The sequence below is a fragment of the Saccharopolyspora endophytica genome, assembly GCF_018070075.1.
In the GTDB taxonomy this organism is placed as follows: Bacteria; Actinomycetota; Actinomycetes; order Mycobacteriales; family Pseudonocardiaceae; genus Saccharopolyspora; species Saccharopolyspora endophytica.
On sequence record NZ_JAGPXE010000013.1, the window covers coordinates 1 to 26,417 of the forward strand.

The following is a 26,417-nucleotide window of genomic DNA, read 5'->3' on the forward strand; positions in this document are numbered from 1 at the left end:
CGCACCCGATGGACGATACGTTGGAAGCCAGTCCTCGACGCCTTCGCCATCACCTTCGGTGACCGCTGGCCGGACGCCGAAACCTACTGATCAACACGCTGGAAACACCGTTCCTGCGAAAGACCCCCCCAGTGATCAGGACCCGGATTACTGCCGTAATCGGGTGCCGGATTGCGGCCGTAGTCCGGGTTGTGCCCTGAATACCGCCGTAATCGGGTGCCGGATTGCGGCCGTAGTCCGGGTTGTGCCCTGAATACCGCCGTAATCAGGTTCCCGAATACGGCCGTAATCGGGGGTCTGAATGCGGTGGTTTTCGGGGTTGGGGGTGTGGGGCCTGCGATCTTGTTAAGCTCACTCGTCCGGGTGACGAGGTGCGAGATCGTGGGAGGTCGCGGTGGCACGGCGTGTTCTCGCGGCCGGGTTGGCGCTGGTCGCGCTGGTGACTGCCGGTTGCTCGCGGTCCGAGGCCGGTGTTGCGCCCGTCGAGCCGGTTCGGGATCTGGGTGCGCACCAGGTGTTCCGGCACCAGGTCTACGCCCAGCGCGACACCGGGGCGCTGCGCCTGGACCTGTACCTGCCGCCGCGCGCGGCCGTCGCGACACCGCTGGTCGTCTACGTGCACGGCGGCGGTTGGGACGCGGGCGTCCGCACCCTCGACGCCGATCCGTCCGCTCCGGAATCCCGGGCGGCGCAACGACTTCTGGAGCGCGGCTACGCCGTGGCCACGGTGGACTACCGGCTGACCGGGGTCGCGCAGTCACCCGCGCAGTTCGTCGACGTCGCCGATGCGGTGCGCTGGTTGCAGGAGAACTCCTCGCGCTGGGGGCTCGACCGGAACCGGGTCGGCCTGTGGGGAGCCTCGGCCGGGGGACACCTGGTCTCGCAGCTCGGGGCGGTCGCCGGGGACCCGGCCAAGCCGGGCGGTGGCCTCACCGGAATCCGGGCGGTCGTCGACTGGTTCGGCCCCAGCGACCTCAGCGCCGAGGCGCAGCACGAGCACCCGCAGCTGCAGGACTACGCGCGCCGCGCGATCACCGGGTTGCTCGGCTGCATGCCGGTCGACTGCCCCGACGTCGCTGACGCGGCGAGCCCGGGGCGCAACATCTCCGGCGACGAGCCGCCGTTCCTGATCCAGCAGGGCACCGCCGACTCGCTGGTCCCGCTGGACCAGAGCCTCGACTTCGCCGCGGCGCTGCGCAGCCGGGGCGTCCTCGCCGAGATGCACCCCTACCAGGGGCTCGACCACGGCTTCGGCAAGGGACCGCAGACCACGCTCATCGTCGACACACTCGACGCGTTCGTGCGCACGCACGTGTAGCCGTTGTTCAGTTCTGGGTGACGTCGGCTCCGTTGAGGGACGCGTCGTCCTCCCGGCGGATCTCCGCGATGTCGCCCGAGCCGGCGGTCTCGGCGAGCGGCTGGACCGAGTTGCGGAACGTCTCCAGGGCGTCGAGCTCCCGCCTCCGAGCCGAGACGAAGCGCTGCAGGTGGGTGCTGGAGAGGTTGACCGCGTCCACCGCGTTGGAGGCCGCGCGCTGCGAGCGGACCGCCTGGCTGCGGACCTGCTCGATGTCCTCGGCGAGGGTGCGTTCGGTCGAGGCGAACATCGCCGCCGAGGCCAGCACCGCGAAACCGGTGGGGCCGCACAGGAAAACCCGCTTGCCCAGCAGCCACGACAGCAGCTGCGGGTCGGTGTCCAGCGCCGCGACGACGGCGGCGTCGGAGGGCACGAACATGATCGAGCCGTAGATCGCGTCCGCCCAGCGCTGGTAGCCCTTGCTCGCCAGCTCGGTCGCCCGCGAGCGGATGTTGCGCACGTGCACCCGCAGGGCGTCGGCGCGCTCCTCGGCGTTGTCGGTCTCCATCGCCTCGGCCCACACCGCGAGGCTGGTCTTGGAGTCCACCGGCACCTGCCGGCCGCCGCCGACTTCGAGCACCATGTCCGGGCGTGCCGCGCCGCCGCCCGCCAGGTCGGTCTGCAGCGTGAAGTGGATGCCCTCCCGCAGCCCCAGCGACCGCGCGGTCTCCACCAGCACCTGCTCGCCCAGCTCACCGCGTCCCGTGATGGAGGCGAACGCGACCTCGTAGCGGCGCAGCGCCGCCTGCTGCGCGGTGCTGCGGGCCCGCTCGGCCTCGACCATCCGCATCGCCTCGTCGGCGCGGCGCGCGCTGTCGCTGTAGAGCCGCCAGATCAGCAACAACGCCGCCGCGACCAGCAGGATCAGCACGACGACGAACCCGACCAGAACCCCAGTCCCCACACGACCTCCATCCGCGAGATGTACCCCGCATCATCCAAGACGCCTCCGACAAGATCACCCGAGGCGCGCAGGCCGTTCGAATTTCGCGCGAAATTCGAGTGCCACAGTTCGGGCTCGAATTTCGCGCGAAATTCGAATTTGGCCATCCTGGCGGGTGGGATTTGATCGCGTCTGGTGAACATCGGATCACGCTGCGGTGCGACACGCCGACGTGGCCTGGGGGGTCGAGCGGCGTTGATCGGGGCGCCGCTAGCTTGGGTGCCATGCGGGTACTGCACACCTCGGACTGGCACGTGGGCCGGACGTTCCACGGCCGTGACCTGCTCGGAGATCAAGAAGCCGTGCTCGGCGGACTGGCCGAGCTGGTGACCGAGGAGCAGGTCGACGTCGTGGTGGTCGCCGGTGATCTCTACGACCGCGCGGTGCCCTCCGGCGAGGCCGTGCAGACCTGCGTGCGCGTGCTCTCGCGCCTCCGTGAGACCGGCGCGCAGCTGGTGATCACCTCCGGCAACCACGACTCCGCGCCCCGGGTGGGCGCTTTCGCCGAGTTCGCCGCCGCGGGCGGCCTGCACCTGCGCACCCGCATCGACCGGCTGCACGAGCCGGTGCTGATCGACGACGAGCACGGCCCGGTCGCCTTCTACGGCATCCCGTACCTCGAACCCGACCCCGCCAAGCACGCGCTCAAGGCCAGCGCCGACGCGCCGGGAGCGAGCGACGCGATCGAAAGCCGCGGCCACACCGCGGTTCTCACCGAGGCGATGAACCGCATCCGCGCCGACCTCGCTGACCGTCCACAAGGGACTCGGTCGGTGGTGCTGGCGCACGCCTTCGTCACCGGTGGCGAGGGCAGCGAGTCCGAGCGCACCATCGCCGTCGGCGGTGTCGAGCAGGTGCCGGGCTCGGTGTTCGACGGCGTCGACTACGTCGCGCTCGGCCACCTGCACGGTCCGCAGACCCTCGACGAGCACGTGCGCTACTCAGGCAGCCCGCTGGCCTACTCGTTCTCCGAGGCCAGGCACCACAAGTCGGTGTGGCTGGTCGACCTCGGCGCCGACGGGCTCACCGAGGTGCGCCGCCGCGAGCTGCCGGTCCCGCGCCGGTTGGCCACCGTCGAGGGCGAGCTCGACGACCTGCTGGCCGATCCCGAGCACGCCGAGGTCGAGGACTGCTACGTCTCGGCGACGCTGACCGACGAGGTCCGCCCGCTGGAGGCCATGCGCCGCCTGCAGGAACGCTTCCCGCACGCGGTGCACCTGGAATGGCGACCGGCGGCCGGCAAGGCCACCGCGCCGCTGCGCTACGCCGAGATCGTCCGGGGCCGCGACGACAACTCGCTGGCCGCCCGGTTCGTCGAGGACTGCCGGGGAGCCGAACCCAACGATTCCGAGCGCGCGCTGCTCGACCAGGCGCTGCACGCGGTCACCACCGCCGAGGGGGCCGAATGAGGCTGCACAGCCTGGAAGTCACCGCCTTCGGCCCGTACCGCGATCACCAGGTCGTGGACTTCGACCAGCTCGGCGCCGACGGGTTGTTCCTGCTGCACGGCGACACCGGCGCGGGCAAGACCACGCTGCTCGACGCCATCGCCTTCGCCCTCTACGGCGCCGTTCCGGGCGCGCGCAACGACGCCAAGCGGCTGCGCTGCGACACCGCCGACGACGAGGTCAACACCAGCGTCGTGCTGGAGCTGACGATCCAGGGCCAACGCTTGCGGCTGGAACGCAGCCCGGAGTACCAGCGCCCGAAGAAGCGAGGCGAGGGCTACACCACCCAGCAGGCGAAGGCGTCCCTGATCTGGATCGGCGGGACGCCGGACGCGCAGCCTCCGGAGGGCCTGACCCGCATCGACGAGGTCGGCCGCACGGTGCAGCGGCTGCTGGGCATGAGCGTCGAGCAGTTCTTCCAGGTCGTGATGCTGCCGCAGGGCGAGTTCGCGAAGTTCCTGCGCGCCGACACCGGTGAGCGCGAGAAGCTGCTGGAGCGGCTGTTCGGCACCGAGCGGTTCGGCCAGGTCGAGAACTGGTTCATCGACCGCCGCCGCGAGCGCCGCCGCGAGGTCGAAGCGCAGTCGCAGCAGGTCCGCGAGCTCAACGCCCGCATCTCCCAGGTCTCCGGGGCTCCGCAGACCTCCGAGGTGGGCGACGAGAACTGGCTGGAGGACATCGAGAAGCAGGCCCTGCGCGACCTGGAGAGCACCGGCGCCGAGCACACCCGGCTGCGCCGCGAGCGCGACCAGGCCGAAGCGGCGCTGACCGAGCGCCGCGAGCTCGCGGAGAAGGTCCGCCGCGTCCGCCAGGCCAACGCCACGCTCGCCGAGATCGACGCCAAGCAGGCCGAGCACGACGCCTGGCGGACCGAGCGCGCCGCCGCCGGCCGCGCCGTCCCGGTGATCTCCGCGCGCCGTGCCGCCGACCGCGCCGAGCAGGAGCGCGACCGCGCGCACGCCGAGGTCACCACCTGGGCCGCCCGCTGCGAGGTCGACGCCGCGACGCCGCTCGACGAGCTGCGCAGCCGCGCGGGCGCCGAGCGCGAGCGGGCCGGTGCCCTGGCGCAGCTGATTCCCGAAGCGCAGCAACAGGAATCCGACCAGCGCAAGCTCGCAGACCTGGCCACCGCGATCGCGGCGGACGAGAAGCGCGAGTCCGAGCTCGTCGCCCAGCGCGACGGCTTGCCGGACCGCATCACCGAGGCCCGCACGCGCGTCGACGAGGCCAAGCACGCCGAAGTGCGCCTGGAAACCGTGCGCACCCGGGGCACCGAGGTCGCCGCCCTGCTGACCACCGCGCGCGAGATCCCCGCCGCCCAGCGGGAACTGGAATCGGCGAAGACCCGCGCGCAGCAGGCCGTCGACGCCCACCAGCTGGCCCGCGACCGGTTGCAGGACCTGCGTTCCCGTCGCCTGGCGGGCATGGCCGCCGAACTCGCCACCCGGCTCGCCGACGGCGAACCGTGCCCGGTCTGCGGCTCGGCCGAGCACCCCGATCCGAAGCTCCCGGTCGACGACCAGGTGCGCGCCGAGGACGAAGAGGCAGCCCAGGTCGCCGAGCAGCGAGCCCAGACCGAGCGCGAGCGCGCCACGACCGCCGCCCAGCAGGCCGAACAGCAGGTCGCCCACCTGCGCGAACGCCTCGGTGAGCACACCGAGCCCGAGCTGGCCGACGAGCTGGAGCAGCTGCGCGCCGAGCAGAAGGAGCTGAGCGAGACCGCCGCAGACCTCGCCCGGCGCGAGACCGAACTGGCCAAGCTGGAATCGGCCACCGACGAGCTCGGCGAGCAGATCTCCGCGCTGCGCACCAGGATTGCCGCCTCGCGCAGCGAGAACACCACGCTCACCAAGGCGATCGAGGAGCGCGAGGCCCGGTTGCGGGACGGGCGAGGCGATTTCGACAGCATCGCCGACCGCCGCACGCACCTGCTCGAAATCGCCGACAGGCTGGAGAAGCTGATCGCCGCCCGCGCGGCCCGCGACGACGCCGAGCAGCGGCTCGCCGAAGCGCGCACCGCGCTCGCCGAAGCCGCCACCGCAGCGGATTTCGCGAACGTCGACGAAGCCCTGGCCGCCGAGCGGGACGACCAGCGCCTCGCCGAGCTGGACGAGTCGCTGGCCGAGGTCGACCGCCGCGCCGCGGGCGCGCGGGACGCGCTGGCCAGCGCCGAGCTGTTCGGCGTGGACCCGGACACCGAGGTCGGCCTGGAGCGGGCGTCGGAGGCGGCGACGGTGGCCCGCGAGGCCGCCGAGCGCGCGGCGGCGCTGGCCCACCGCTCCGAGCAGCGGCACGCCGAGCTCGTCGACCTCGGCGGACGGCTCCGCTCGGCGTGGGCGCAGCTGGGTCCGGCGATGGCCGAGCACGCCGAGCTGGAAGCCCTGGCCGACGTGGTCAACGGGCGCGGCCAGAACGCGCGCAAGATGTCGCTGCGCGCCTACGTCCTGGCGGCCCGGCTGGAGGAGGTCGCGGTCGCCGCGACCCGCCGCCTGCAGCGGATGAGCGACGGCCGCTACTCGTTCGTGCACTCCGACGCGGCCGGTGCTCGCGGCACGCGCGGCGGCCTCGGCCTGGACGTCCTCGACGACTACTCGGGCAAGGTCCGCCCGGCCAAGACCCTCTCCGGCGGTGAGTCGTTCCTGGCGTCGCTGTCGCTGGCGCTCGGCCTGGCCGACGTCGTCGCCGCCGAGACCGGTGGCGCGCTGCTGGACACGCTGTTCATCGACGAGGGTTTCGGCACGCTCGACGCGGACACGTTGGACCTGGTCATGGACACCCTCGACGAACTCCGCGCAGGCGGCCGGGTCGTCGGCCTGGTCTCCCACGTCGAGGAGATGCGCCAGCGCATCGCCGTCCGCCTCAGGGTCCGCAAGTCCCGCCAAGGCTCAAGCCTGGAGCTGTCGACGTCCTAGGTCTGCGTCGAAGTGGCGGAGCCACTTTCTCTTTCACCATCTGAGCAGCTCGCACCGCCGGGGGTTCTCCAGCGGCTTCGTGGCGAGCACGCCGCGACGATGTGTAGTGGCATGCATGAGGAGTGGCGCGCGGAGTCCACGGAGCCGCTCGGGTTCCCCCACCCGCACCGCTGAGCAGGATGACCCGATGAGGAGGACAACTCCTAGGCGTTGCGGCGCTCGTGTTCGAGGAGCCACTTCTTGCGGTCGGAGCCCCAGCGGAACTCGCCCACCGATCCGTCGCTGCGGACGATGCGGTGGCAGGGCACGAACAGCGCCGCGGCGTTGCGCGAGCAGGCCGTCGCCGCGGCCCGGACCGCGCGGGGTTTCCCGGTGAGACCGGCGAATTCGGAGTAGCTGAACAGCTTTCCGGGGGTGACGGTGCGCAGCACCTTCCACGCGTGCTGCAGGTAGGGCCCGGAGTGCTGGCTGACCGGGATGTCGTCGATGGCCTCCAGATCACCCTCGTGGTAGGCGGTGATCGCCTTGGTCACGGGGCCGAGGTCGTCGACCTGCACCAGCTCCTCGAACATCAGCGACGGCGCGACCTGCGGCAGCAGGTCATCGGTCCAGGCCGTCCAGCCGGAGGCGAGCACGACGCCGTCGGTGTCGACCACCGCGCAGAACGGTCCCGCCGGAGTTTCCACAGTGGACCACTTGATCACGATTTCTCCCAGAGTTCGAAGGGTTCCTGCTGTGGTGCGGGGATCGCCGCCTCCCACAGCAGCACACCGGCGTAGGAGCGCCACGGGCTCCAACGCCTGGCGTGCGCGGACAGTTCGGCGGGTTCTCCGGGGATTCCTAGCAGCCCCGCGCCCCGCCTCAACGCGAGATCACCGGAAAGAAGCACATCGGGGGCCCCGAGCACCCGCATCACCACGTAGCTCGACGTCCACGGGCCCACGCCCCGGATGCGCTCCAGGTCCTCGCGCAGCTCCGCCTCGTCGCGCCCGGGGTGCAGCGCGAGCCGCCCCTCGGCGACGGCGGCCGCCACGTCCCGCACGGTTTCCGCACGTCGCCGGGGCCCCGGCAGTGCTGCGGCCGCGTGCTCGGCGAGCACCTCGGCGGTGGGGAACAGCCTGGTCACCCCGCCTTCGGGGTGCGGCAGCTCGTCGCCGAGCTCGGTGACGAGCCGCTCGGTGGTCGAGCGCGCGGCGGCGACCGAGATCTGCTGGCCGATCACCGCCCGCACCACGATCTCCAGCCCGTCCACCGCCCCGGGCACGCGGACCCCGGGGGAGCGCTCGACGGAGTCCCGCAGCAGCGGGTCGGAGCCGAGCACCTCGCCGATCGCGACGGGATCGGCGTCGAGGTCCAGCAGCCGGCGCAGCCTGGCCACCGCGCTGCCCAGGTCCCGCAGGTCGGACAGCCGCAGCGCGCAGGCGACGTGCTTGTCTGCGGCGCGCAGCTTCGCGATGCCGGTGCCGTGGGGGAGTCGCAGGGACCGCGCGTAGCAGCCGTCCCCGGACTCCTCCATCCCGCTCAGCGCCCGGCGGGCCAGGAACCGCAGCACACCGGCGATGTCGCACGGCGTGCGGAACGGCAGCCGCAGCTGCACGGTCCCAGCCCCGCTGGGCGCGCCGCGCTTCTGCCCGCGCAGTTCGGTGGGCGTCCGGCCGAAGATCTCGCGCATCGTGTCGTTGAACTGCCGCAGGCTCGCGAAGCCGGCCGCGAACGCGACGTCGCTGAAGGAGATGTCGGTCGTCTCGATCAGCACCCGCGCCGAGTGCGCCCGGTTCGCCCGCGCCAGCCCCAGCGGGCCCGCGCCGAGCTCCGAGGTGAGCACCCTGGTCAGGTGCCGCTCGGAGTAGCCGAGCTTGTCGGCCAACCCCTGCACCCCGCAGCGGTCGACGACTCCGTCGCTGATCAGCCGCATCGCGCGCCCGGCGAGGTCGGCCCGCAGATCCCACTCGGGGGATCCGGGGACCGCGTCGGGCAGGCAGCGGCGGCACGCCCGGTACCCGGCGGCCTGCGCGGCGGCAGCGGTCGGGTAGAACTCGCTGTTGCTGCGCTTGGGCGTGCGAGCCGGGCAGGACGGTCGGCAGTAGATCCCGGTCGACCGCACGGCGTGGATGAAGCTGCCGTCGAACCGCGCGTCACGCGCGGCCACGGCCCTGAACGCATCCTCTGTTCCCACCAGCACGACCTCGATGTTCCCAGCGCGGGGGAGCGGTTACTAGCGGGAATCGGACACGACGGGGACGACCGGGCCCGATGGTCCGGGAGCGGAACGCCTAAACTCCCAAGGCGTGAGTCTCACCCTCGGAATCGTCGGTCTGCCCAACGTCGGCAAGTCCACCATGTTCAACGCGCTGACCAGCAACGACGCGCTCGCGGCGAACTACCCGTTCGCCACCATCGAGCCCAACGTCGGCGTGGTGCCGTTGCCGGACGCCCGGCTGGACAAGCTGGCCGAGGTGTTCGGCTCCGCCAAGACGGTGCCCGCCACCGTGTCGTTCGTCGACATCGCGGGCCTGGTCAAGGGCGCCTCGGAGGGGCAGGGACTGGGCAACAAGTTCCTCGCCAACATCCGCGAGGCCGACGCGATCTGCCAGGTCATCCGCGTCTTCGACGACCCCGATGTGGTCCACGTAGACGGCCGCGTCGACCCGTCCAGCGACATCGAGACGATCAACACCGAGCTGATCATCGCCGACATGCAGACGCTGGAGAAGGCGCTGCCGCGGATGGAGAAGGAAGCGCGGACGAACAAGGACAAGCGTCCCGCGCTGGAGGCCGTCAAGAAGGCGCAGACGATCCTGGAGGACGGCAAGACGCTGTTCGCCGCGGGCATCGGCAAGGACGACCCCGACCTGGGGGAACTCAACCTGCTGACCACCAAGCCGTTCCTGTACGTGTTCAACGCGGACGAGGGCGTGCTGGCCGACGAGGCCAAGCAGAAGGAGCTGCGCGAGCTGGTCGCCCCGGCCGACGCGGTGTTCCTGGACGCCAAGGTCGAGGCCGAGCTCATGGAGCTCGACGAGGAGTCGCAGCGGGAGCTGCTGGAGTCCATCGGCCAGGACGAGCCGGGCCTCAACGCCCTGGCCCGCGCCGGCTTCCACACGCTCGGCCTGCAGACCTACCTCACGGCAGGCCCCAAGGAGGCCCGCGCCTGGACGATCCCGCAGGGCGCGACCGCCCCGCAGGCCGCAGGCGTCATCCACACCGACTTCGAGCGCGGCTTCATCAAGGCCGAGGTCGTCTCCTACGACGACCTCATCGCCGCGGGCTCCATGGCCGACGCCAAGTCCGCGGGCAAGGTCCGCATGGAGGGCAAGGACTACACCATGGTCGACGGAGACGTCGTCGAGTTCCGCTTCAACGTCTGATCAGACGCACTCCACCGCAGGCCCGGACCGGCTCAGATCGGTCCGGGCCTGCGGTGTTTGGGCGTCCGAGTGGCTGATCTTGGGGGAAACGCCTGTTTTTGTCCGTGAGTTGCTCTAGCCTCCTGCCGAGAACGGCGGTGTGCCATCGGTTTTGGCTGGGCGGGGGTGCGGGGCGTTGCCGGAGGGCGATGACGGCGAGCGGTCGAGGTCGACAGGGTCGGACACGCCCAGATGGGTCGCGATCATCGGTGCCGTCGGTTCGGTGGTGGCCCTCCTCGGCTTCCTGGGGTTCTCCAACATCGGGCAGCTGGGCAACGCGCTCGACAACGCTCTGGGCGGTAGCGCCTCCTCATCCGCTGAGCCGTCGAGAGCCTCGGTGACCAGCGAGGACGACGAGCCGAGCAGCACCTACAGGCCGACGCGCACCTACACGGCCGAGCCGACGAAGACCGCATCGCCGGACGACGAGTCCACCGACGAAACCCCGTTCACGACCGCTGCGCTGCTGCCCGACGACTTCGAGGACGATCGCGGTGTCGGTTACGCCCGCGTCGCGTCGGGGGTGCACGGCTGCACCGACGCCTCCCACATGTCCGACAACGTCCGGCGAGTGCTGAGCGGCTACGACTGCGACCTGACCGTCACCGGGAACTACCTGAAGTCCGGCGACGTCTCGGAGGACGCCGACGTGCTCGTGTCGGTCCAGGTCATCCGCTTCGACGACACCTCGACGGCGAAGGCGGCCAAGGAGCGGATCGTCGCCGGTGGCTCGTGGGACTTCGGCATCTGGTGCCCGAACGAGGGGCGCGGGAGCGACGCCTGCGACGGCTACGAGCGGGCGCGGACCGAGAGCTACGTCAGCTACGACCACCGGTACGTGGTCCACGCGGTCGCGCTGTACGTGAACCTGAGCTCGTCTCCCAGCGCGGAGACCGCCACCGATGCGGCGGCCGATGCGGCCGTCACCGAGATCGGCCCGGAGAACTACACCGGCGACTGAGCCGAGTTCATCGCCTACGACTTTTTCGGGGCGACGAACGTTCCTTTCCCGGAGAGGACCTTGAGCAGCCCTTCGTCCCGGAGCGCGTTCACGGCTTTGATCGCGGTCAGGCGGGCGACGCCGTAGATCTCGCCGAGTTCTGGGCCGCTGGGGAGCCTGGACCCGGCCGACAGCTCACCGGACTCGATGTCGGCGCGGAGGTCGTCGGCGATCTGCTGCCAGACGTACTCGGGCGACTCGTGGTCGACACGATCAGCGCGGCTCTCCCAACTCATACCGCGACGTTAATCCTATAGAGCTAACTAGGCCGCGCCGATACTAGCCGTAGCTATCTACTGCTATCTAGTATTCGGTGATGGCAGCTATCGCGGTGGGCGGGTTCATGATCGACCTGGAGCTCACGGTTCTCGACGACCGCGAGTGGTGGACGTGCCCGGTCGGTGGCCTGCGGTGCGGACGTGTTCTCGTCGACCTCGACACGATGGGGCTCGACGCCATGACCTGCCACGTCGAGATCGCTCACCCGCACGTCCTCGCGGCTTGGTGGAGTCGGCGTCAACCCGTGGGAAGTCGGAGCGGGGAGGTCAGCAGTTCGTCGAGGGGGACGGGCCTGCTCAGGTAGTAGCCCTGGACGTGGTCGCAGCCGATGGTGCGGAGGAGGTCGAGCTGGTGGGCCGTTTCGACGCCTTCGGCCACGACGTCGAGTCCGATCGCGTGGGCCATGGTGACGATGCTGGTGACGATGACCCGGAGCTCATCCGATTCGCTCAGGTCGGTGATGAACGAGCGGTCGATCTTGAGGCTGTCCAGCGGGAGCCGTCGGATCTGGGCCAGGGACGAGTAGCCGGTGCCGAAGTCGTCGATCGCCAGTGACACGCCCAGCTCCCGCAAGGTCTCCAGCACGCGCGCTGCCGCAGCCGGGTCCTGCATGATCGCTTCCTCGGTGATCTCCAGGCACAGGGCGCGGGCGGGCAGGCCCGAATCCGCGAGGGCGCTCTCCACGAGACCGGGCAGGCCGGGATCGTCGAGCTGGCGCGGCGAGAGGTTCGCGTTGAGCGTCAGGTCGAGGTGATGCCGCTCCCGCTCGACGGCGAGTTGGTGGGTCGCCGAGCGCAGCATGTGCGCGCCGATGGAGTTGATCAGGTTGGTCTCCTCGGCCACCGGGATGAACTCGGCGGGCGAGATCGGTCCGTGGTCCGGGTGGCGCCACCGCAGCAATCCCTCCACGGCCACCGTGCGATCGGTGCGCAGGTCGGCGACGGGCTGGTAGGCCACCCAGAGCTGGTCCCGTCCCACGGCGTGGCGGAGGTCCTGCTCCAGATCCATGTGCCGCTGCACGCGCTTGCGGAGCTCCACGTCGAAGAACGCGTGGCACCCTCCGCCGCGCGTCTTGGCCCGGTACATCGCCACATCGGCATCGCGCAGGAGGTCCTGCCCGGACCGGTCGTCACCGGGCCGCACCATGACCACCCCGATGCTGCCGTTGATGTGGAGCTCCCTGCCCTCCATGCGGATCGGCTCGGTCAGGGCGTCGAGCAGGCGCGTGCAGCGCTCGGTGAGTGCGTGGTGATCGCTCTCGCCGTTGACGAGGACCACGAACTCGTCCCCGCCCAGCCGGCCGACCAGGCCGTTCGAAGGTGCCGCGCGCACCAGCCGCCGCCCGGCGTGGCTCAGGACGGCGTCACCGACGCCGTGCCCGAGGGAATCGTTGATGAGCTTGAAGTTGTCGAGGTCGAGGAATAGCACGGCCATCGGCTGCTCCTCGTGGAGCGACTGCTCCAGGTGCCGGAGCACCAGCGTGCGGTTGGCCAGGCCGGTCAGCGGGTCGTGCGTGGCCTCGTGCTCCAAGCGGTTCTGGGCCGCGCGCCTCTCGGTGATGTCGGTGAACGACATGACGACCTTGGACGGCGTTCCCGTCGCGGTGTTCAACAGGCGAGAGGTGACCGCCAGCCAGACGGTGCGCCCGTCCGTTCGTTCGAGGCGGATCACCTGGGAGTTCAACAGGGGTGCGCGGTCCTCCAGTCGCAGCGCTTCCCCGGATTCGTCGAACAGGTCCCAGGAGGCCGGCGCGGAACCGACGATCTCGGATTCGCGCGCGCCGAGAATGCGTTGAGCAGCCGGGTTGGCCGACTCGATGCTGCCTGCGGAGCCGAGCACGACGACGCCTTCGTCGAGCGTGTCGACCACCGTCGCGAAGTCCTGCTCCGCCCGGTGCCGCTCGGCCTTCTCGTGGCGAGTCAGCTCCTGCTGCATCCGCGCGATGTGGCGGGTTTCGCTCACGATGCGCGCCCGCATCGCCTCCACCGCACGCGCGACCGCGGCCAACTCGGGCGGCCCGGACTCGTGGACGGGGCGGTCGAGGTCGCCCTCCGACACCTGGTTGACCTGCGACACGAGTGTGCGCAGCGGGCGGGTGAGGGAGTTGCGGAGCAGCAGGATCGCCGTTGCCCAGGAGATGAGGCCGACCAGGGCGAGCGCCAGCGTGAGCCAGTTCGCGGCCGTGCGCGCCGCGGCGGCCCGGGCCTCTTCCGCCGCTTCGAGCGAGTCGACCCGGGCGCGCAGCTCCCTCAGCTTGCCGCGCAACGCTGCCACGTGCTGCTGTTCGGACTGCTTCTCGGATGGCGAGAGGTTCAGCGGGCCCGGACTGCGGCTGCGCGCGATCAGCGGCTCGACGGAGTCCTGCCGCCACTCCTGCGCGGCGACGTTGATCTGGTTCAGCAGGTCCTGCACCTCGGGGTCGTCGGCGAGTCGACGCCCCACGGTCCGGTGGAACTGGGCGGCGTTGGCCTGGTCGGCCGCGTAGGCCTGGAGGTAGGCGGGGTCGTCGGTCAGCAGGAACGCCTGCAGGCGATTCTCCTGCTGGGCGTAGGTCGTGACCAGGTTGGCGGTGCCGTTCTGCGCGGGCACGACATTGGTGATCAGCTTCTCCGTCGAGTCCTCGACCCGCTGCCGCAGGGCGAACATGCCGCCGGTGATCACCACGGTCACCACCAGCAAGGCCCCGACGAGCGCGTAGAGGCGTCCCAGCAGGGAAAACCGTCCTCGCCGTCCTGGAGCCATCCCACGAGTATGCGAGACCGGCGCGCACCGCACTGCCCAGGCGAACCCCCAGGTCACGCCGTCGTGGGGATGGTGGCGGCGAGGCGCCGGAAGACCTGTCGAACACCCGGCCAGGCACTCGGTCCCCGCCCGACCCGGCCGAGCGCGGAGCCGGAGGTGATACTACCGCTGATGTTACTATCATTGACGGTAGTAAGTTTGGTGGTAGTAATCCTGGAGGCGGCGCGCATGGTGGACTTCGTCGGTCGGCGGGACGAGCTGGCGACGTTGGAGTGCGAGCTTCAGAAGATCGCTTCAGGGGTCGGTGGGGAGCGGCCAGGCAGGTGCGTGATGTTGCGCGGGCGGCGCCGCGTGGGCAAATCGCGCCTGGTCGAGCGCTTCGCGGAGCGTTCCGGGGTGCCGTTCCTGTTCTACGCGGCAACCGGCGCGTCTCCCGAGGCCGATCTGATCCGGCTCGCCCGGGATGCTCAGGCGTCGAACCTCCCGCTGGCGCACCTGATGTCGGCCGCGCAGCCTCGCAACTGGGACGCCGCCTTCGACGTGCTCGCGGCCGCGCTGCCCTCGGACCAGCCGAGCGTCGTGGTCATCGACGAGGTGCCGTACCTCATGGACGCCGATGGAGCTTTCGAAGGGATGCTGCAGCGGGCCTGGGACCGAGCCTTGGAGGCCAAACCCGTGCTGCTGATCCTCATCGGCTCCGACCTGTCGATGATGGAGGCGCTGAACAGCTACGGCCGTCCCTTCCACCAGCGCGGACGGGAGATGGTGCTGGGTCCGCTGAACCCCGCAGAAGTCGGCCGCATGCTGGACCTGGAGTCGGCGGAAGCGTTCGACGCCGCGCTGGTCACCGGAGGACTCCCGCTGATCTGCGCTGACTGGCCGCGCGGCGCAGGCCTGTGGGACTTCCTCGACGAGGCGCTGAACGACCCCGTATCGCCGCTGCTGGTGTCGGCGGAACGGTCGCTGGCTGCGGAATTCCCGCCGAACGCGCAGCCGCGCAGCGTCCTGTCGGCGATCGGCAGCGGGGAGCGGACCTTCACCAACATCGCACGAGCGGCCGGAGGGATCGGAGGGACGTCGCTGCAGCGATCCCTGGAAACGCTCCTCGAAAAGCGGGCGGTCGCGGCCGAACTGCCCCTGTCGACGCGTCCGTCGAAGGAGCGGCGGTACCGGGTGACGGACTCCTACCTGCGGTTCTGGCTGCACCTCGTCGGCCCGTTCATCGAAGAGATCGAGCGGGGGCGGGGCGATCTGACCCTGGCCCGGATCCGGGAGAACTGGACCAGTTGGCGTGGACGGGCGATCGAGCCCGTCATCCGCGAGGCGCTCGCTCGGACGCTGCCCGACGACAAGCTGCCGGAAGCGCCTGCCGTGGGCGGGTACTGGACCCGCAGCAACAACGTCGAGATCGACATCGTCGGGGCGGACCGAGCTCCCATCGCCAAGGAGCTGCGCTTCGTCGGTTCCATCAAGTGGCTGGAGCAGTCCCCCTTCGACCAGCACGACCTGGTCGCCCTCCACCGCCACCGCGCAGCGCTCACCGACGAACCTGTTCCCGTCGTGGCCGTCACGCGCAGCGGGGCGGACTGCTCAGGTGTTGATGCCGTTTACGGGCCGGCCGATCTGCTCAACGCCTGGCCGCTGTAGGTGCTCTGTCCGCTCTGCTCCGTGTGGGTTGGGCGGAATTGGGGGAGGGCTCGGCGTACATCTACTCAGCTCGGAGACGTTCTTCAACGCTGCCGAAACACCCCTGCTGACCTGCACCATCGTGGTGCGAACGACAGTCGGGCCGGGGAGCGGTGATGATCGAGGAGAACCGGAGGATCGGCAGGCCCATGTGCCGTTCGGCGAACTTCGCCGTGGTGCTCAGGGTTGCCCAGTGGGAGCTCGACCAGGTGGCCTTCCGGCTGCCCAGGGGCGAGGTCTCCCGGAGCGAACGACACAAGTTGGCCGACGTGCTGACCGAACTGGCCGACCACCTCCGCGACTACGAGGGCTGACCGGCGGCCGGGTGAACCCGGGACCTTTCGGGGTTCCGTCCGACCACGGGACTGCTAGCGTCGGACGGGTGAGTCCGGTACTCGTGATCGGCGCGGGCGTGCACGGCCTGACCTGCGGGGTCGTGCTGGCCGAAGCGGGTCGGCACGTGCGGATCCGCACCGCTGAGCGGCCCCGCGAGACGACCTCGGCGGTCGCCGGGGCGATGTGGGGCCCAGCGCGGCTCAAACCACCGGAACGAGTCCTGTACTGGGCCACCCTCTCGCACGCCGAGTTCACCGCGCTGGCGCGCGACGAGGACTCCGGCGTGCACCTGGCCGCCGGCCGCATGGCGGCGCGCATCGACCTCGGCGACGTCGTCCCGCCCGAGACCAAGCTGATCCCCGACCTGCACCGATGCGGTGAGCAGGAGCTGCCCGAGGGCTTCGTCTGGGGATACCGGGGAACCGTCCCGCTGATCGACATGCCCCGCTACCTCGACTACCTCCTGGCCCGGTTCCAGGCGGCCGGTGGCGAGATCCTGCTGGCGTCCGTGTCGTCGCTGGCCGACGCCGTCGCCGAATCGGACACCGTCGTCAACTGCACCGGCGTCGGGGCGCACGAACTCGTCGGCGACCCCGGCGTGCACCCGGTGCTCGGCCAGCACGTCGTGGTGCGCAACCCCGGCATCGACGAGTACTTCATCGAGCTCAGCGAAGGCGGCGAGTTCACGTCCTGGATGCCGCACGGCGATCGCGTGGTGCTCGGCGGCGTCTCCGTCGACCACGACTGGCGGCGGACACCGCGAGCCGAGATCAGCGCGCGGATCCGTCGCCGCGTCGCCCAGCTCGAACCGCGACTCGCCGACGCCGAGGTCCTGGAGGAGACCGTCGGGCTGCGGCCGGGCCGCGACTCGGTGCGGGTCGACGTCGAGCACTTCGAAGGCGCCCGCATCATCCACGACTACGGCCACGCCGGCTGCGGCGTCGGGCTGTCCTGGGGATGCGCCTTCGAAGTAGCCGACCTCGTCGAGGGCTAGGAGCTGTTTCGCGGTTGCCTTGCTCGGCGGTGCCGACCGGGTAGGTCGTGAAAAGAGAACGCGGCTCCGCCGCATCTTCACACCGCTAGCCGAACTGCTCCACGACGCTGTCGATCTCCTGCGCCAGGGACGTGTCGTTGCTGGTGATGCCGCCCTTGAAGTGCGTCGACAGGGAGAACGTCACCTTGTTGAAGCGGATGTCGATGTCGGGGTGGTGGTTCTCGTTCTCGGCGATCTCGGCGATGCGCATGACGGCCTGGATGCCCTGCGGAAACCCGGGAAATTCGACCACGCGGACGATGTTGTCGCCATCCCGGTGCCACTCCGGCAGGTGTTCCAGGGCCTCGGCGATCTGCGCGTCGGTGAGGAGTTCGGTCATGCCCTCATGGTGCCCGAGTGAGAGCGAATCGACCGCCTGCGACGTGCCCAGTCTGAGATCGAGCTGAGAATCCGGTCGATCACTGTGAGAAGGCCCTGAGACCGGATGCTCCCGGCGGGTCGCGGTCGGCATGCTGGTGACCATGTTGCCTCGGGTTCTGGTGGTCGACGACGAGCCGGGAGTGCGGACCGCGCTGCGCCGCGGGCTGTCCGCTGAAGGCATGGAGGTCAGCGTCGCCGCCGACGGCCCCGAAGCGCTGCGCCTGGCCATGACCGGCGCCTTCGACGTCGTGCTGCTCGACGTCATGCTGCCCGGCATGTCCGGTTACCGGGTGCTGGAGCGGATGCGCGAGCAGGACGTGACCACGCCGGTGCTGCTGATCTCGGCCAAGAGCGGCGAGGTCGACCAGGCCGACGGGCTCGACCTCGGAGCCGACGGCTACCTGGTCAAGCCCTTCTCCTTCCTGGTGCTCGTGGCTCAGGTGCGGGCGCTGCTGCGGCGGCGCGACAACGCCGGCCAGCAGGCGTGCCTGCGGGTCGGGGCGCTGGAGATCGACCGCAGCAACCGCGAGGTGCACTGGGACGGCCAGCCCGTCACGCTCTCGCCGCGCGAGTTCGGGCTGCTCGTCGCGCTTGCCAGCCACCCCGAGTCGGTGGTGCCCAAGGACGACCTGCTGCGCATGGTGTGGGGCGAGGAGCAGTTCGTCACCCGCAACGTCGTCGAGGTCTACGTCGGCTACCTGCGCCGCAAGCTCACCGCCGTGGGGGCCGGGGAGCTGGTGCAGACCGTGCGCGGGCAGGGCTACCGCGTGTGCGCGCAAGCATGATCAGGAGACTGCGCGGCTGGTGGCAGCGCCGCACCATCCAGTTCCGCACCAGCGTCGTGGCCACCGCCGTCGCGTTGATCGGTCTCGGAGTGGTCGCGCACGCCGGGACCGGGATCGTCAGCTGGCTGCTGATCGACTCCGTCGACGCCGACCTCAAGCGCATTGCGGGCGGCACCGCGAGCCACGTCGCCGCGGGCTCGCCCGTCGTCGGCCGACCCGACGTGCGCGTGCTCGGCGAGAACGGGGAGCCGGTCGACGGCCTGCCCAGCGCGAACCTGAGCGAGTGGCAGATCGCCGAGCTGAGCGCGGGCAGCGGCGTGCTCGACTTCGAGGCGCCCGCCGAGCTGCACCGCTGGCGAGGCGTCCCGGTCACCGACCCCGGCGGCCGGCACCTGCTGGTGGCCGCCGAAGCCCGCCTGGTCGGCTTCGCCGACACCGCCGGACGCACCGGGAAGCTGCTCAGCTTCGGATCGGTGCTGGCAGCGGCCCTGGTCGGCTTCGCGACCTGGCTGGTCGTGCACCGGTCGCTGCGGCCGGTCGACCGCATCCGCAGCGCCGCCGCCGGACTGCCCGAGGGCGAGCGGCTGCCGGTGCCCGAGGCCGCCGACGAGATCCGGGCACTGGCCGAGGAGCTCAACGCGATGCTCGCCCGCCGCGACGCCGACACCGAACGGCTGCGCCGGTTCACCGGCGACGCGGCCCACGAGCTGCGCAACCCCGTCGCCTCCATCCGCGCCCAGGCCGAGGTCGCGGTCATGCACCCCGACCCGGAGATCGCCCACGAGACGCTGCAGGACATCGCTCTCGAAGCGCAGCGGCTGTCCACCCTGGTGGAGAGCCTGCTCGCGCTCGCCCGCGCGGAGCGCGAGGTCGAACCGACCCGGCCGGTGGACCTGGCGGCGGCCGTGCGCGCGGCCGCCGAACGGCTCGGCGGTGACGTCGAACTGGACGTGCCCGAGGACCCGGTGCTCGTGCTGGCCGCGCCCGCCGAGGTCTCGACGGTGCTGGAGAACATCATCGGCAACGCCCGGCGCTACAGCCGGACGCTGGTGCGGGTGTCGGTGCAGGCCGAGCCGGGGATGGGCGTGCGGCTGCTGGTCGACGACGACGGCCCCGGCATCCCGGCCGAGCACCGGCCGCGCGTGTTCGACCGGTTCTACCGGGTCGAACCCGACCGGGCCCGCAGCACCGGCGGCGCCGGGCTCGGGCTGGCGCTGGCGGCCGAGGCCGTGAACAGGCGCGGCGGGTCGGTGCGCGCCGGCGAGGCGCCCTCGGGCGGTGCGCGCATCGAGGTCCGCTGGCCGGCCGCGCGCTGACGTCGGGCAAGATTCGTGAACGTGGCGGTTCTGCGGAGTACCGGTCTGATCGAGGCACCACTGGCCACCGTGGGGGCCGCGCTGCGGCACACCCCGACGGCCGAGACCGGGTTGGCCTCCCTCGGCATTCGCGGCCGGTCGCTGACCAGCCCCGATTCGCTGCTGGTGCCCGGTGATGAACTCGCGTTCCGGCTCTCCGCGTTCACCTTGACCACGCGCATCGTGCGGGCCGACGCCGACGGGCTGAGCTCGGTGCTGGTCGCCGGGCCGCTCGCGCAGCTGCGGCACGAGACGGTCCTGGCGCAGGTCGGCCCGCGCACGCTGCTCACCGACTCGGTGCGGTGGACGAGCCCGCTCGGCCCGCTGGGCAGGCTCGGCGACGTCGCCGTGGGCCGCCGGTTGGTGCTCGACGTGCTGGCCGCCCGCATCCGCGCCGTCCGCGAGCTCGCCGAGTCCTGGGCGGCGCGGAAGATCGTCGTGGGCACCGCGATCGTGCACGAGGGACGGCTGCTCGCTCAGCAGCGCAGCTACCCGGCCTCGCACGCCGGCCAGTGGGAGCTGCCGGGCGGCCGCGTCGAACCCGGCGAGGACGAGTCCGAGGCCGTGGTCCGCGAGTGCCGCGAAGAGCTCGACGTCGCGGTCCGCCCCACAGGCCGCCTCGGCACCGACGTCCCGCTGGACAACGGCATGCTGCTGCGCATCCACACCGCGGAGCTCACCGACCCCGCCCAGCAGCCCGCAGCGGTCGAGCACCGCGAGGTCCGCTGGGTGAGCGCAGCGGACCTGCCCGCCCTCGACTGGCTCGACACCGACCGAGTCCTCCTGCACACCTTGCGCGAGCTGCTCAGCGCCTAGCGTTCGAGCAGCTCAGCGGGGTCGAACGACAGCGGGAACGGCAGATCGGTCTCGAAGGGCTCCGCCTGCGCGGAGCTCGCGTGGGTGCGGTACTTGCCGTCTTCGAGGCGGAGCAGTTCGATCTCGACGCGGCGGAGCTGGTAGTTGACTGCAACGCGCATGAAGTAGGGGATGCCTGCCTCGGCGCACTTCTCGGGCTTGTCGACGCGGTCGTTGCTCTTGCTCGATGGCGACACGCACTCTCCAGCGAGCAGCACCTCGTCCGGCGGGATCCAGGTGCGTCCGTGCCCGGGCTGCCTGAGCGCCACGAAATCGGGCTCGATCCACTTCTGGACGTCGAGCAACACGTTGACCGTCAGGTAGAAGTGGTGTCCCTCCTGCTCGGCGGCGGTTTCCAACCGCTTGCCGAGCTGCCACACGGCGAACATGTTGGCCGTACCCTCGCGCGGGCTCGTGATCAGCTTTCCGTCCAGGCACTCGTACTTGGCCGGGGGCATCCCCGGGATCGGCAGGTACCTGTCGGCGAGCTCAGGCGTCCACAGCCCGTCGAGGTCGACGAGCGGGTCGAACGGACCTTCCGGGTCGAATGCCGGTGCTGCCACGGCGGCACTCCTCTCGACCCGGGGCTCGATGTCGCTGTGCATCACAACAGTACCCATGCGGCCAAGTTGCACGGTGGTGATCAGCGGGCGCCAGGGGATCCACCCGGTTCCGGGTCCAACCTCCGTGAAAGTGGTTGCTCTGAGTGAGTGAGGGGTTTCGCGGGGTGTGCGGCGGGGAGTCCGATTTCCGGTTTTTCGATCTTGTTCTCGTTGGATTCAACGGGCGAATTTGATCGGCAAATGCCAGGTGGGGGAGTTACATTGAAAGAATGTTTGTAGTGCTGCTGCAATACACCGCGCCAGAATCGGATATCGATGCCCAACTGGTAGATCACTACGAATGGGTCACCCAGCATTACGACGCAGGCGACTTCATCGCCGCAGGTCACCGGCACCCGCGCAACGGGGCGGTGATCATCGCTCGTGCGATGTCCCGCGGCAGGCTGGACGCCATCCTGGCGACCGACCCGTTCGCCCTGCACAAGCTGGTCCGCTACGAGGTCGTCGAGTTCCAGGCCTTGCGCACGATCCCGGAGCTGGCCGCCTACGCGGACCCGCTGACCACGGTCGCGCAGCGCTAGCCGCCGACCTGCCCCGGGCTGCGGTGCCGGCGCCGCGGCCAGGTCACTTCGCGTCCTTTTTCTTGGCCTTCTTCTGCGCCTTTTTGACCTCGGCCGCTTTCTGATCCTTGAGCAGTGTGCGCAGAGCCACGATGGGGCAGCTCTTGCACGGTGGTTGCGAATGGCAACATTTTTTCTTGACCTTGATGGTGCCTTTGCCCACGGTGCTTCTTTCCGGCGCTGGGGACGGGGTTGCGGCCGAGCGTAGGTGAACCTAACCCGACCTGGCGAACTTGATGTTCGCCGGCTGTTCGCTGTTGCGCTGCGCACGTGCGCGTCGGTCCGGGATGTGCTTGCACTACGCTGGAGGGGGCCGCGTGTCGACGTAGCGCCCCCGCAACCCGCGGGGTGCCGCCCGAAATGAGCTCCGCAGCAGCGGCGCAGTGGAGCCGCGGCCGGTGCCTGGAAGTCAGCAGGCGCCATGCGGGGAGATCCGCATCCGGTGCCATCGCCCAGCGGTGCATCACATCGACGAACCGCCGCGACCTTTCCGCGCCGAGCCATGGAGTACCCGCGTGTCCGCCACCAGCGTCGCCGCCCCCACGCGCAGTGATCTGCGCAACGTAGCCATCGTCGCGCACGTCGACCACGGCAAGACCACCCTGGTCGACGCGATGCTGCGCCAGTCCGGTGCCTTCTCCGAACGCGCCGAGCTCGTCGACCGCGTCATGGACTCCAACGACCTGGAACGTGAGAAGGGCATCACGATCCTGGCCAAGAACACCGCGATCCGTCGCGAGACCGAAGACGGCCCGGTCACCATCAACGTCGTCGACACCCCCGGCCACGCCGACTTCGGCGGCGAGGTGGAGCGCGCGCTGTCGATGGTCGACGGCGTGACCCTGCTGGTCGACGCCAGTGAGGGCCCGCTGCCGCAGACCCGCTTCGTGCTGCGCAAGGCGCTGGCGGCGAAGCTGCCGGTCATCCTGGTCGTCAACAAGGTCGACCGCCCCGACGCGCGCTGCGCCGAGGTCGTCGAAGAGGCCCACGACCTGCTGCTGGAGCTCGCGAGCGAGCTCGACGGCGAGGTCGACCTGGACATGGAGGCCATCCTCGACCTGCCGGTCGTCTACGCCTCCGCCCGCGCCGGCCGCGCCTCGATGGAGCAGCCCGTCGACGGCGAGCTGCCCGACGAGGAGAACCTGGACGCGCTGTTCAAGGTCCTGCTCGACCACGTGCCCGCGCCCATCGCCGACTTCGACTCGCCGCTGAGCGCGCTGGTCACCAACCTCGACGCCTCGTCCTTCCTGGGCCGCATCGGCCTGTGCCGGATCCACTCCGGCACCATGCGCAAGGGCCAGACCGTCGGCTGGTGCCGCGAGGACGGCAGCGTCGAGAAGGTCCGCCTGACCGAGCTGCTGATCACCGAGAACCTCACCCGCGTGCCCGCCGAGGAAGCCTCCGCGGGCGACCTGGTGGCCATCGCCGGCGTCCCGGACATCACCATCGGTGACACCCTCACCGACCCGGACAACCCGAAGCCGCTGCCGCGGATCACCGTCGACGACCCGGCCATCTCGATGACCATCGGCGTCAACACCTCGCCGCTGACCGGCCGCAACGGCGGCACCAAGATCACCGCCCGGCAGGTCAAGGCCCGCCTGGACTCCGAGCTGATCGGCAACGTCAGCATGAAGGTGCTGCCGACCGAGAAGCCCGACGCCTGGGAGGTCCAGGGCCGCGGTGAGCTGGCGCTGGCCATCCTGGTCGAGAACATGCGCCGCGAGGGCTTCGAGCTGACCGTCGGCAAGCCGCAGGTGGTCACCAAGACCATCGACGGCAAGCTGTGCGAGCCGTTCGAGCGGCTGACCATCGACGCCCCCGAGGAGCACCTCGGCGCCGTCACCCAGCTGCTGGCCGGCCGCAAGGGCCGCATGGAGACCATGGACGGGCACGGCACCGGCCGCATCAAGCTGATCTACGTGATCCCCTCGCGCGGCCTGATCGGGTTCCGCACCGAGTTCCTCACCGAGACGCGCGGCACCGGTATCGCCAACCACGTCTTCGAGGGCTACTTCCCGTGGGTGGGCGAACTGCGCACCCGCCACAGCGGCTCGTTGGTCGCCGACCGCTCCGGCCCGGCCACCAACTACGCGCTGCTGCAGCTGGCCGACCGCGGCTCGTTCTTCGTGCAGCCCACCAGCGAGGTCTACGAGGGCATGGTCGTGGGCGAGAACCCGCGCGCCGAGGACCTCGACGTGAACATCACCAAGGAGAAGAAGCTCACCAACATGCGGTCCTCGACCGCCGATGAGCTGGAGAAGCTGGCCAAGCCGCGCACCCTCTCGCTGGAGGAGGCCCTGGAGTTCTGCTCCGGCGACGAGTGCGTCGAGGTCGGTCCGGAAGCGATCCGCGTCCGGAAGATCACCCTGGACAGCACCACCCGCGGTCGCGAGCGCTCCCGCCAGAAGGCCCGCGACAACTCTTGATCTCGTTGATCGTGGTCGTTCTGCTTGGCGGTGCGAGCAGGGGAACCTGAGCGGCGCTGTGGACTCCGCGCGCCTCGACTTATGTATGTCCAATACACGGCGTCGAGGCGTGCTCGCCACAGCACCGCTGGAGAACCCCCGGCGGTGCGAGTTGCTCAGGTGGGGTAAGGAGAAAGCGCCTTCGGCGCTTGCCTGACGGTTCGGCGCTTGCCTGATGGTGGTGGCCGCTGGCGTTGGCGGGACCCCGGGGACGATCATCGGATCGGTTGCGGAACCATGGGGGGCTCTCGCGCGTCCTGCGTTCGGATGATGTCGTCCGGACCTGCGGGGCGCGTGGCCCGGGGTGATCCTCCGGCGGCCGATGTGAGGGGAGGTTCGGCGTGACCCAGGGTCGACGCCGCGCACTGGGCGCGGTTCCCCTGCTGGTGACCGTCGTCAGCCTGGTCGCGGGCTGCACGGACGCTCCACCACCGCAGTTGGTGGAGCCGGGTCCGACGACCAGCGCACCCAGCACGAGCACTCCCGCGCAGCCGATGCCGATCGAGGTCGTCGTCGGCGTCGACGAGCTCGAAGGCGGGTTCAACCCGCACACCCTCGCCGACCTGTCGCCGACGAGCTCCGCGCTCGCCGGGCTGATGCTGCCCTCGGTGTTCCGGCCCGGCCCGGACGGCGGGCTGCAGCTGGACACCAACCTGATGGAGTCCGCCGAGATCGTCCCGGACGCGGAGAAGTTCACCGTCCGGTACCGGATCAAGCGGCAGGCCAGCTGGTCCGACGGCGCCCCGATCGCCGCCGAGGACTTCGTCTACCTGTGGGAACAGCTCCGCTCCCAGCCCGGAGTGGCGGACCCGTCCGGCTACCGGCTGATCGACGACGTCGCCTCCCGGCAGGGCGGCAAGACCGTCGACGTCACCTTCAGCAAGCCCTTCGCGGGATGGCAGACGCTGTTCAACAACCTGCTGCCCGCGCACCTGCTGCGCGCCGCGCCGCGCGGCTGGGGAACCGTCCTCGACGACGGCTACCCGGCTTCGGGCGGCCCGTTCGCGATCCGGCAGATCGACCTGGACCGCGGCGAGATCATCCTGGAGCGCAACGACCGCTACTGGGGCCCGCCCGCGCAGTCCGACCGGATCGTGCTGCGCGCCGTCGACAAGGCCCGCCAGGTCGAGGCGCTGCGCAGCGGGGACAGCCACATGGCGCTGTTCAGCGCCGACGCCGGGACCGTGCGGTCGCTGCGCGACCTGGGCGACCAGGTGCAGATGATGACCGTTCCTCGCCCGGCGACCATGGAGATGCTGCTGCGGCAGGACAGCCGCGCGCTCGCCGACGTCAAGGTCCGGCAGGCCGTGCTGGCCGCGCTCGACCGCCCCGCGTTGATCGAGGCCGGAACCGGCGGCGGTCCCGGTGAGCAGTTGCAGGCCCACGCGCAGGTCCTCGCGCCGTCGGAGCACGGCTACACGCCCACCGAACCCGCCGGTGCCTTGCCGAAGCGTCCCGATCCGGCGCAGGTCGAGCGGCTGCTCACCGAGGCCGGGTACCAGCGCACGGGCGGTTCGTGGATCCGCGACGGACGTCCGCTGAACCTGGTGATCGCCGCGCCCTTCGAGCACGAGGGCTACATCAGCATCGCCGAAGCCGCCGCCCAGCAGCTCCGCGCGCAGGGCATCCAGGCCACCGTGGTGACGCCGACCGGGGACCAGCTCTTCGGGGACATGCTCGCCACCGATCCGCACTCCGCCGAGGCGGGCACCTCGGGCACCGTCGACATGGCAGTCGCGCCGCGCCCGGCCGGCGGCGACCCGGCCGCCACCATGGCCTCGTCCTACGGCTGCCCGGGTGTGGACCCCGACAGCGAGCAGCCGCTGCCCTACAACGCGGCCGGATTCTGCGACGAGCTCCTGCAACCCACCATCGACGCGGCCCTGTCCGGACGGATGTCGTTCCAGCAGGCGTCGGCGAACGTCGAATCCGTGCTGTGGCGGGACGCGATCGCCCTCCCGCTCTACCAGCAGGCGCAGGTCCTGGCGCTGAGCAACGAGGCCACCGGCGTCCAAGCGGGCAACGGGTTCGCCGGGCCGTTCTCCACGGCAGCCCAATGGCTGGGAACACCAGCAGAAAACGACGGCTATTAATGCTTTGAGATCAGCCGTGGTCGTTGTGCGTGGTGCGGGTGGCGGAACCTGACACGCCTTCTGGCTCCGGGATCCGCGACTTGAGTATTTCTATACGCGGCGCTGCGGCTGTCCTCCCCAGAGAGCCGCTGGCGAACCCGCGGCGGTGCCGGTT

At 70.5% G+C, this 26,417-nt stretch carries 22 protein-coding genes; 14 read left to right on the plus strand and 8 right to left on the minus strand.

What is annotated here, in order from left to right; translation table 11 throughout:
• Window positions 1–394 precede the first annotated feature (394 nt).
• Window positions 395–1,318 carry an alpha/beta hydrolase gene (locus KBO27_RS25790; RefSeq protein WP_210972467.1) on the plus strand — a complete coding sequence of 308 codons (924 nt, stop codon included), beginning with the start codon at window positions 395–397 and terminating at the stop codon, window positions 1,316–1,318.
• A gap of 7 nt (window positions 1,319–1,325) precedes the next feature.
• Here KBO27_RS25790 and KBO27_RS25795 read toward each other — a convergent pair whose 3' ends face one another.
• Window positions 1,326–2,261: a DNA recombination protein RmuC gene (locus KBO27_RS25795; protein WP_210972468.1), complete on the minus strand. Its 936-nt coding sequence runs from the start codon at window positions 2,259–2,261 to the stop codon at window positions 1,326–1,328.
• A gap of 263 nt (window positions 2,262–2,524) precedes the next feature.
• Here KBO27_RS25795 and KBO27_RS25800 point away from each other — a divergent pair, with 263 nt between their 5' ends.
• Complete coding sequence (locus KBO27_RS25800; protein WP_210972469.1) at window positions 2,525–3,709, plus strand: exonuclease SbcCD subunit D; 1,185 nt, start codon at window positions 2,525–2,527, stop codon at window positions 3,707–3,709.
• Window positions 3,706–6,660 carry an AAA family ATPase gene (locus KBO27_RS25805; RefSeq protein WP_210972470.1) on the plus strand — a complete coding sequence of 985 codons (2,955 nt, stop codon included), beginning with the start codon at window positions 3,706–3,708 and terminating at the stop codon, window positions 6,658–6,660. Before KBO27_RS25800 ends, KBO27_RS25805 begins: the two co-directional genes overlap by 4 nt.
• Window positions 6,661–6,863: 203 nt before the next feature.
• On the opposite strand, the gene KBO27_RS25810 is transcribed toward KBO27_RS25805, so the two are convergent.
• Together KBO27_RS25810 and KBO27_RS25815 are read right to left on the minus strand one after the other, a co-directional pair.
• Window positions 6,864–7,367, minus strand: coding sequence for a methylated-DNA--[protein]-cysteine S-methyltransferase (locus KBO27_RS25810; RefSeq protein WP_210972607.1), 504 nt, complete (start codon window positions 7,365–7,367; stop codon window positions 6,864–6,866).
• Window positions 7,361–8,842, minus strand: a complete 1,482-nt coding sequence (locus KBO27_RS25815; protein ID WP_210972471.1) for a DNA-3-methyladenine glycosylase 2 — start codon at window positions 8,840–8,842, stop codon at window positions 7,361–7,363. Before KBO27_RS25815 ends, KBO27_RS25810 begins: the two co-directional genes overlap by 7 nt.
• Window positions 8,843–8,948: 106 nt before the next feature.
• On the opposite strand from KBO27_RS25815, the gene ychF reads away from it, so the two are divergent.
• Entirely contained in the window at window positions 8,949–10,028 is a 1,080-nt protein-coding gene (gene ychF / locus KBO27_RS25820) for a redox-regulated ATPase YchF (RefSeq protein WP_210972472.1), read from the plus strand.
• A gap of 175 nt (window positions 10,029–10,203) precedes the next feature.
• A complete protein-coding gene (locus tag KBO27_RS25825; protein WP_210972473.1) occupies window positions 10,204–11,028 on the plus strand; it encodes a hypothetical protein in 825 nt (274 codons plus the stop codon).
• 14 nt (window positions 11,029–11,042) lie between these two features.
• On the opposite strand, the gene KBO27_RS25830 is transcribed toward KBO27_RS25825, so the two are convergent.
• Together KBO27_RS25830 and KBO27_RS25835 are read right to left on the minus strand one after the other, a co-directional pair.
• On the minus strand, window positions 11,043–11,303 hold the full coding sequence (locus KBO27_RS25830) for a GntR family transcriptional regulator (protein ID WP_210972474.1): 261 nt from the start codon (window positions 11,301–11,303) through the stop codon (window positions 11,043–11,045).
• A 280-nt stretch (window positions 11,304–11,583) separates the two neighbouring features.
• On the minus strand, window positions 11,584–14,088 hold the full coding sequence (locus KBO27_RS25835; RefSeq protein ID WP_210972475.1) for an EAL domain-containing protein: 2,505 nt from the start codon (window positions 14,086–14,088) through the stop codon (window positions 11,584–11,586).
• A 171-nt stretch (window positions 14,089–14,259) separates the two neighbouring features.
• Here KBO27_RS25835 and KBO27_RS25840 point away from each other — a divergent pair, with 171 nt between their 5' ends.
• The 3 genes from KBO27_RS25840 (at window position 14,260) to KBO27_RS33960 (ending at window position 17,104) form a co-directional block, all read left to right on the plus strand.
• The gene (locus KBO27_RS25840; RefSeq protein WP_246538051.1) at window positions 14,260–15,735 is read left to right on the plus strand and encodes an ATP-binding protein; all 1,476 of its coding nucleotides are present in this window, start codon (window positions 14,260–14,262) and stop codon (window positions 15,733–15,735) included.
• Between the two features lie 155 nt (window positions 15,736–15,890).
• Complete coding sequence (locus KBO27_RS33955; protein ID WP_246538052.1) at window positions 15,891–16,088, plus strand: hypothetical protein; 198 nt, start codon at window positions 15,891–15,893, stop codon at window positions 16,086–16,088.
• 68 nt (window positions 16,089–16,156) lie between these two features.
• Window positions 16,157–17,104, plus strand: a complete 948-nt coding sequence (locus KBO27_RS33960) for an FAD-dependent oxidoreductase (RefSeq protein WP_307870614.1) — start codon at window positions 16,157–16,159, stop codon at window positions 17,102–17,104.
• Window positions 17,105–17,189: 85 nt separating this feature from the next.
• Here the strand turns inward: KBO27_RS33960 and KBO27_RS25850 are convergent, their stop codons facing one another.
• Window positions 17,190–17,483 (minus strand): 4a-hydroxytetrahydrobiopterin dehydratase, encoded by a 294-nt coding sequence (locus KBO27_RS25850; protein WP_132684525.1) that lies wholly within the window; start codon window positions 17,481–17,483, stop codon window positions 17,190–17,192.
• Between the two features lie 142 nt (window positions 17,484–17,625).
• Here KBO27_RS25850 and KBO27_RS25855 point away from each other — a divergent pair, with 142 nt between their 5' ends.
• Genes KBO27_RS25855 through KBO27_RS25865 form a run of 3 tightly spaced genes read left to right on the plus strand, consistent with a single transcriptional unit; the run spans window position 17,626 to window position 20,480 of the window.
• Entirely contained in the window at window positions 17,626–18,309 is a 684-nt protein-coding gene (locus KBO27_RS25855; RefSeq protein WP_132678263.1) for a response regulator transcription factor, read from the plus strand.
• On the plus strand, window positions 18,306–19,625 hold the full coding sequence (locus KBO27_RS25860) for a sensor histidine kinase (RefSeq protein WP_210972476.1): 1,320 nt from the start codon (window positions 18,306–18,308) through the stop codon (window positions 19,623–19,625). Before KBO27_RS25855 ends, KBO27_RS25860 begins: the two co-directional genes overlap by 4 nt.
• 21 nt (window positions 19,626–19,646) lie before the next feature.
• Window positions 19,647–20,480 (plus strand): NUDIX domain-containing protein, encoded by an 834-nt coding sequence (locus tag KBO27_RS25865; protein WP_307870616.1) that lies wholly within the window; start codon window positions 19,647–19,649, stop codon window positions 20,478–20,480.
• Here the strand turns inward: KBO27_RS25865 and KBO27_RS25870 are convergent.
• Complete coding sequence (locus KBO27_RS25870; protein ID WP_210972477.1) at window positions 20,477–21,082, minus strand: Uma2 family endonuclease; 606 nt, start codon at window positions 21,080–21,082, stop codon at window positions 20,477–20,479. The two genes, KBO27_RS25865 and KBO27_RS25870, sit on opposite strands and share 4 nt — an antisense overlap.
• A gap of 269 nt (window positions 21,083–21,351) precedes the next feature.
• Between KBO27_RS25870 and KBO27_RS25875 the strand changes: the two genes are divergently transcribed.
• A complete protein-coding gene (locus KBO27_RS25875; protein ID WP_132678267.1) occupies window positions 21,352–21,663 on the plus strand; it encodes a YciI family protein in 312 nt (103 codons plus the stop codon).
• Window positions 21,664–21,706: 43 nt separating this feature from the next.
• Here the strand turns inward: KBO27_RS25875 and KBO27_RS25880 are convergent, their stop codons facing one another.
• A complete protein-coding gene (locus tag KBO27_RS25880; protein WP_210972478.1) occupies window positions 21,707–21,865 on the minus strand; it encodes a hypothetical protein in 159 nt (52 codons plus the stop codon).
• Between the two features lie 352 nt (window positions 21,866–22,217).
• Between KBO27_RS25880 and typA the strand changes: the two genes are divergently transcribed.
• Both typA and KBO27_RS25890 read left to right on the plus strand, forming a co-directional pair.
• Complete coding sequence (gene typA, locus KBO27_RS25885; protein WP_210972479.1) at window positions 22,218–24,131, plus strand: translational GTPase TypA; 1,914 nt, start codon at window positions 22,218–22,220, stop codon at window positions 24,129–24,131.
• A 380-nt stretch (window positions 24,132–24,511) separates the two neighbouring features.
• Window positions 24,512–26,263 carry an ABC transporter family substrate-binding protein gene (locus KBO27_RS25890; protein ID WP_210972480.1) on the plus strand — a complete coding sequence of 584 codons (1,752 nt, stop codon included), beginning with the start codon at window positions 24,512–24,514 and terminating at the stop codon, window positions 26,261–26,263.
• The last annotated feature ends 154 nt before the right edge of the window (window positions 26,264–26,417 follow it).

Bases quoted from the DNA above. Each gene is read 5' to 3' on its own strand.
- KBO27_RS25800 (WP_210972469.1), top strand. From the start codon at position 2,525: ATGCGGGTACTGCACACCTCGGACTGGCACGTGGGCCGGACGTTCCAC.
- KBO27_RS25805 (WP_210972470.1), top strand. From the start codon at position 3,706: ATGAGGCTGCACAGCCTGGAAGTCACCGCCTTCGGCCCGTACCGCGAT.
- KBO27_RS25830 (WP_210972474.1), bottom strand. From the start codon at position 11,303: ATGAGTTGGGAGAGCCGCGCTGATCGTGTCGACCACGAGTCGCCCGAG.
- KBO27_RS25835 (WP_210972475.1), bottom strand. From the start codon at position 14,088: ATGGCTCCAGGACGGCGAGGACGGTTTTCCCTGCTGGGACGCCTCTAC.
- KBO27_RS25840 (WP_246538051.1), top strand. From the start codon at position 14,260: ATGTTACTATCATTGACGGTAGTAAGTTTGGTGGTAGTAATCCTGGAG.
- KBO27_RS33955 (WP_246538052.1), top strand. From the start codon at position 15,891: ATGATCGAGGAGAACCGGAGGATCGGCAGGCCCATGTGCCGTTCGGCG.
- KBO27_RS25850 (WP_132684525.1), bottom strand. From the start codon at position 17,483: ATGACCGAACTCCTCACCGACGCGCAGATCGCCGAGGCCCTGGAACAC.
- KBO27_RS25855 (WP_132678263.1), top strand. From the start codon at position 17,626: ATGTTGCCTCGGGTTCTGGTGGTCGACGACGAGCCGGGAGTGCGGACC.
- KBO27_RS25860 (WP_210972476.1), top strand. From the start codon at position 18,306: ATGATCAGGAGACTGCGCGGCTGGTGGCAGCGCCGCACCATCCAGTTC.
- KBO27_RS25875 (WP_132678267.1), top strand. From the start codon at position 21,352: ATGTTTGTAGTGCTGCTGCAATACACCGCGCCAGAATCGGATATCGAT.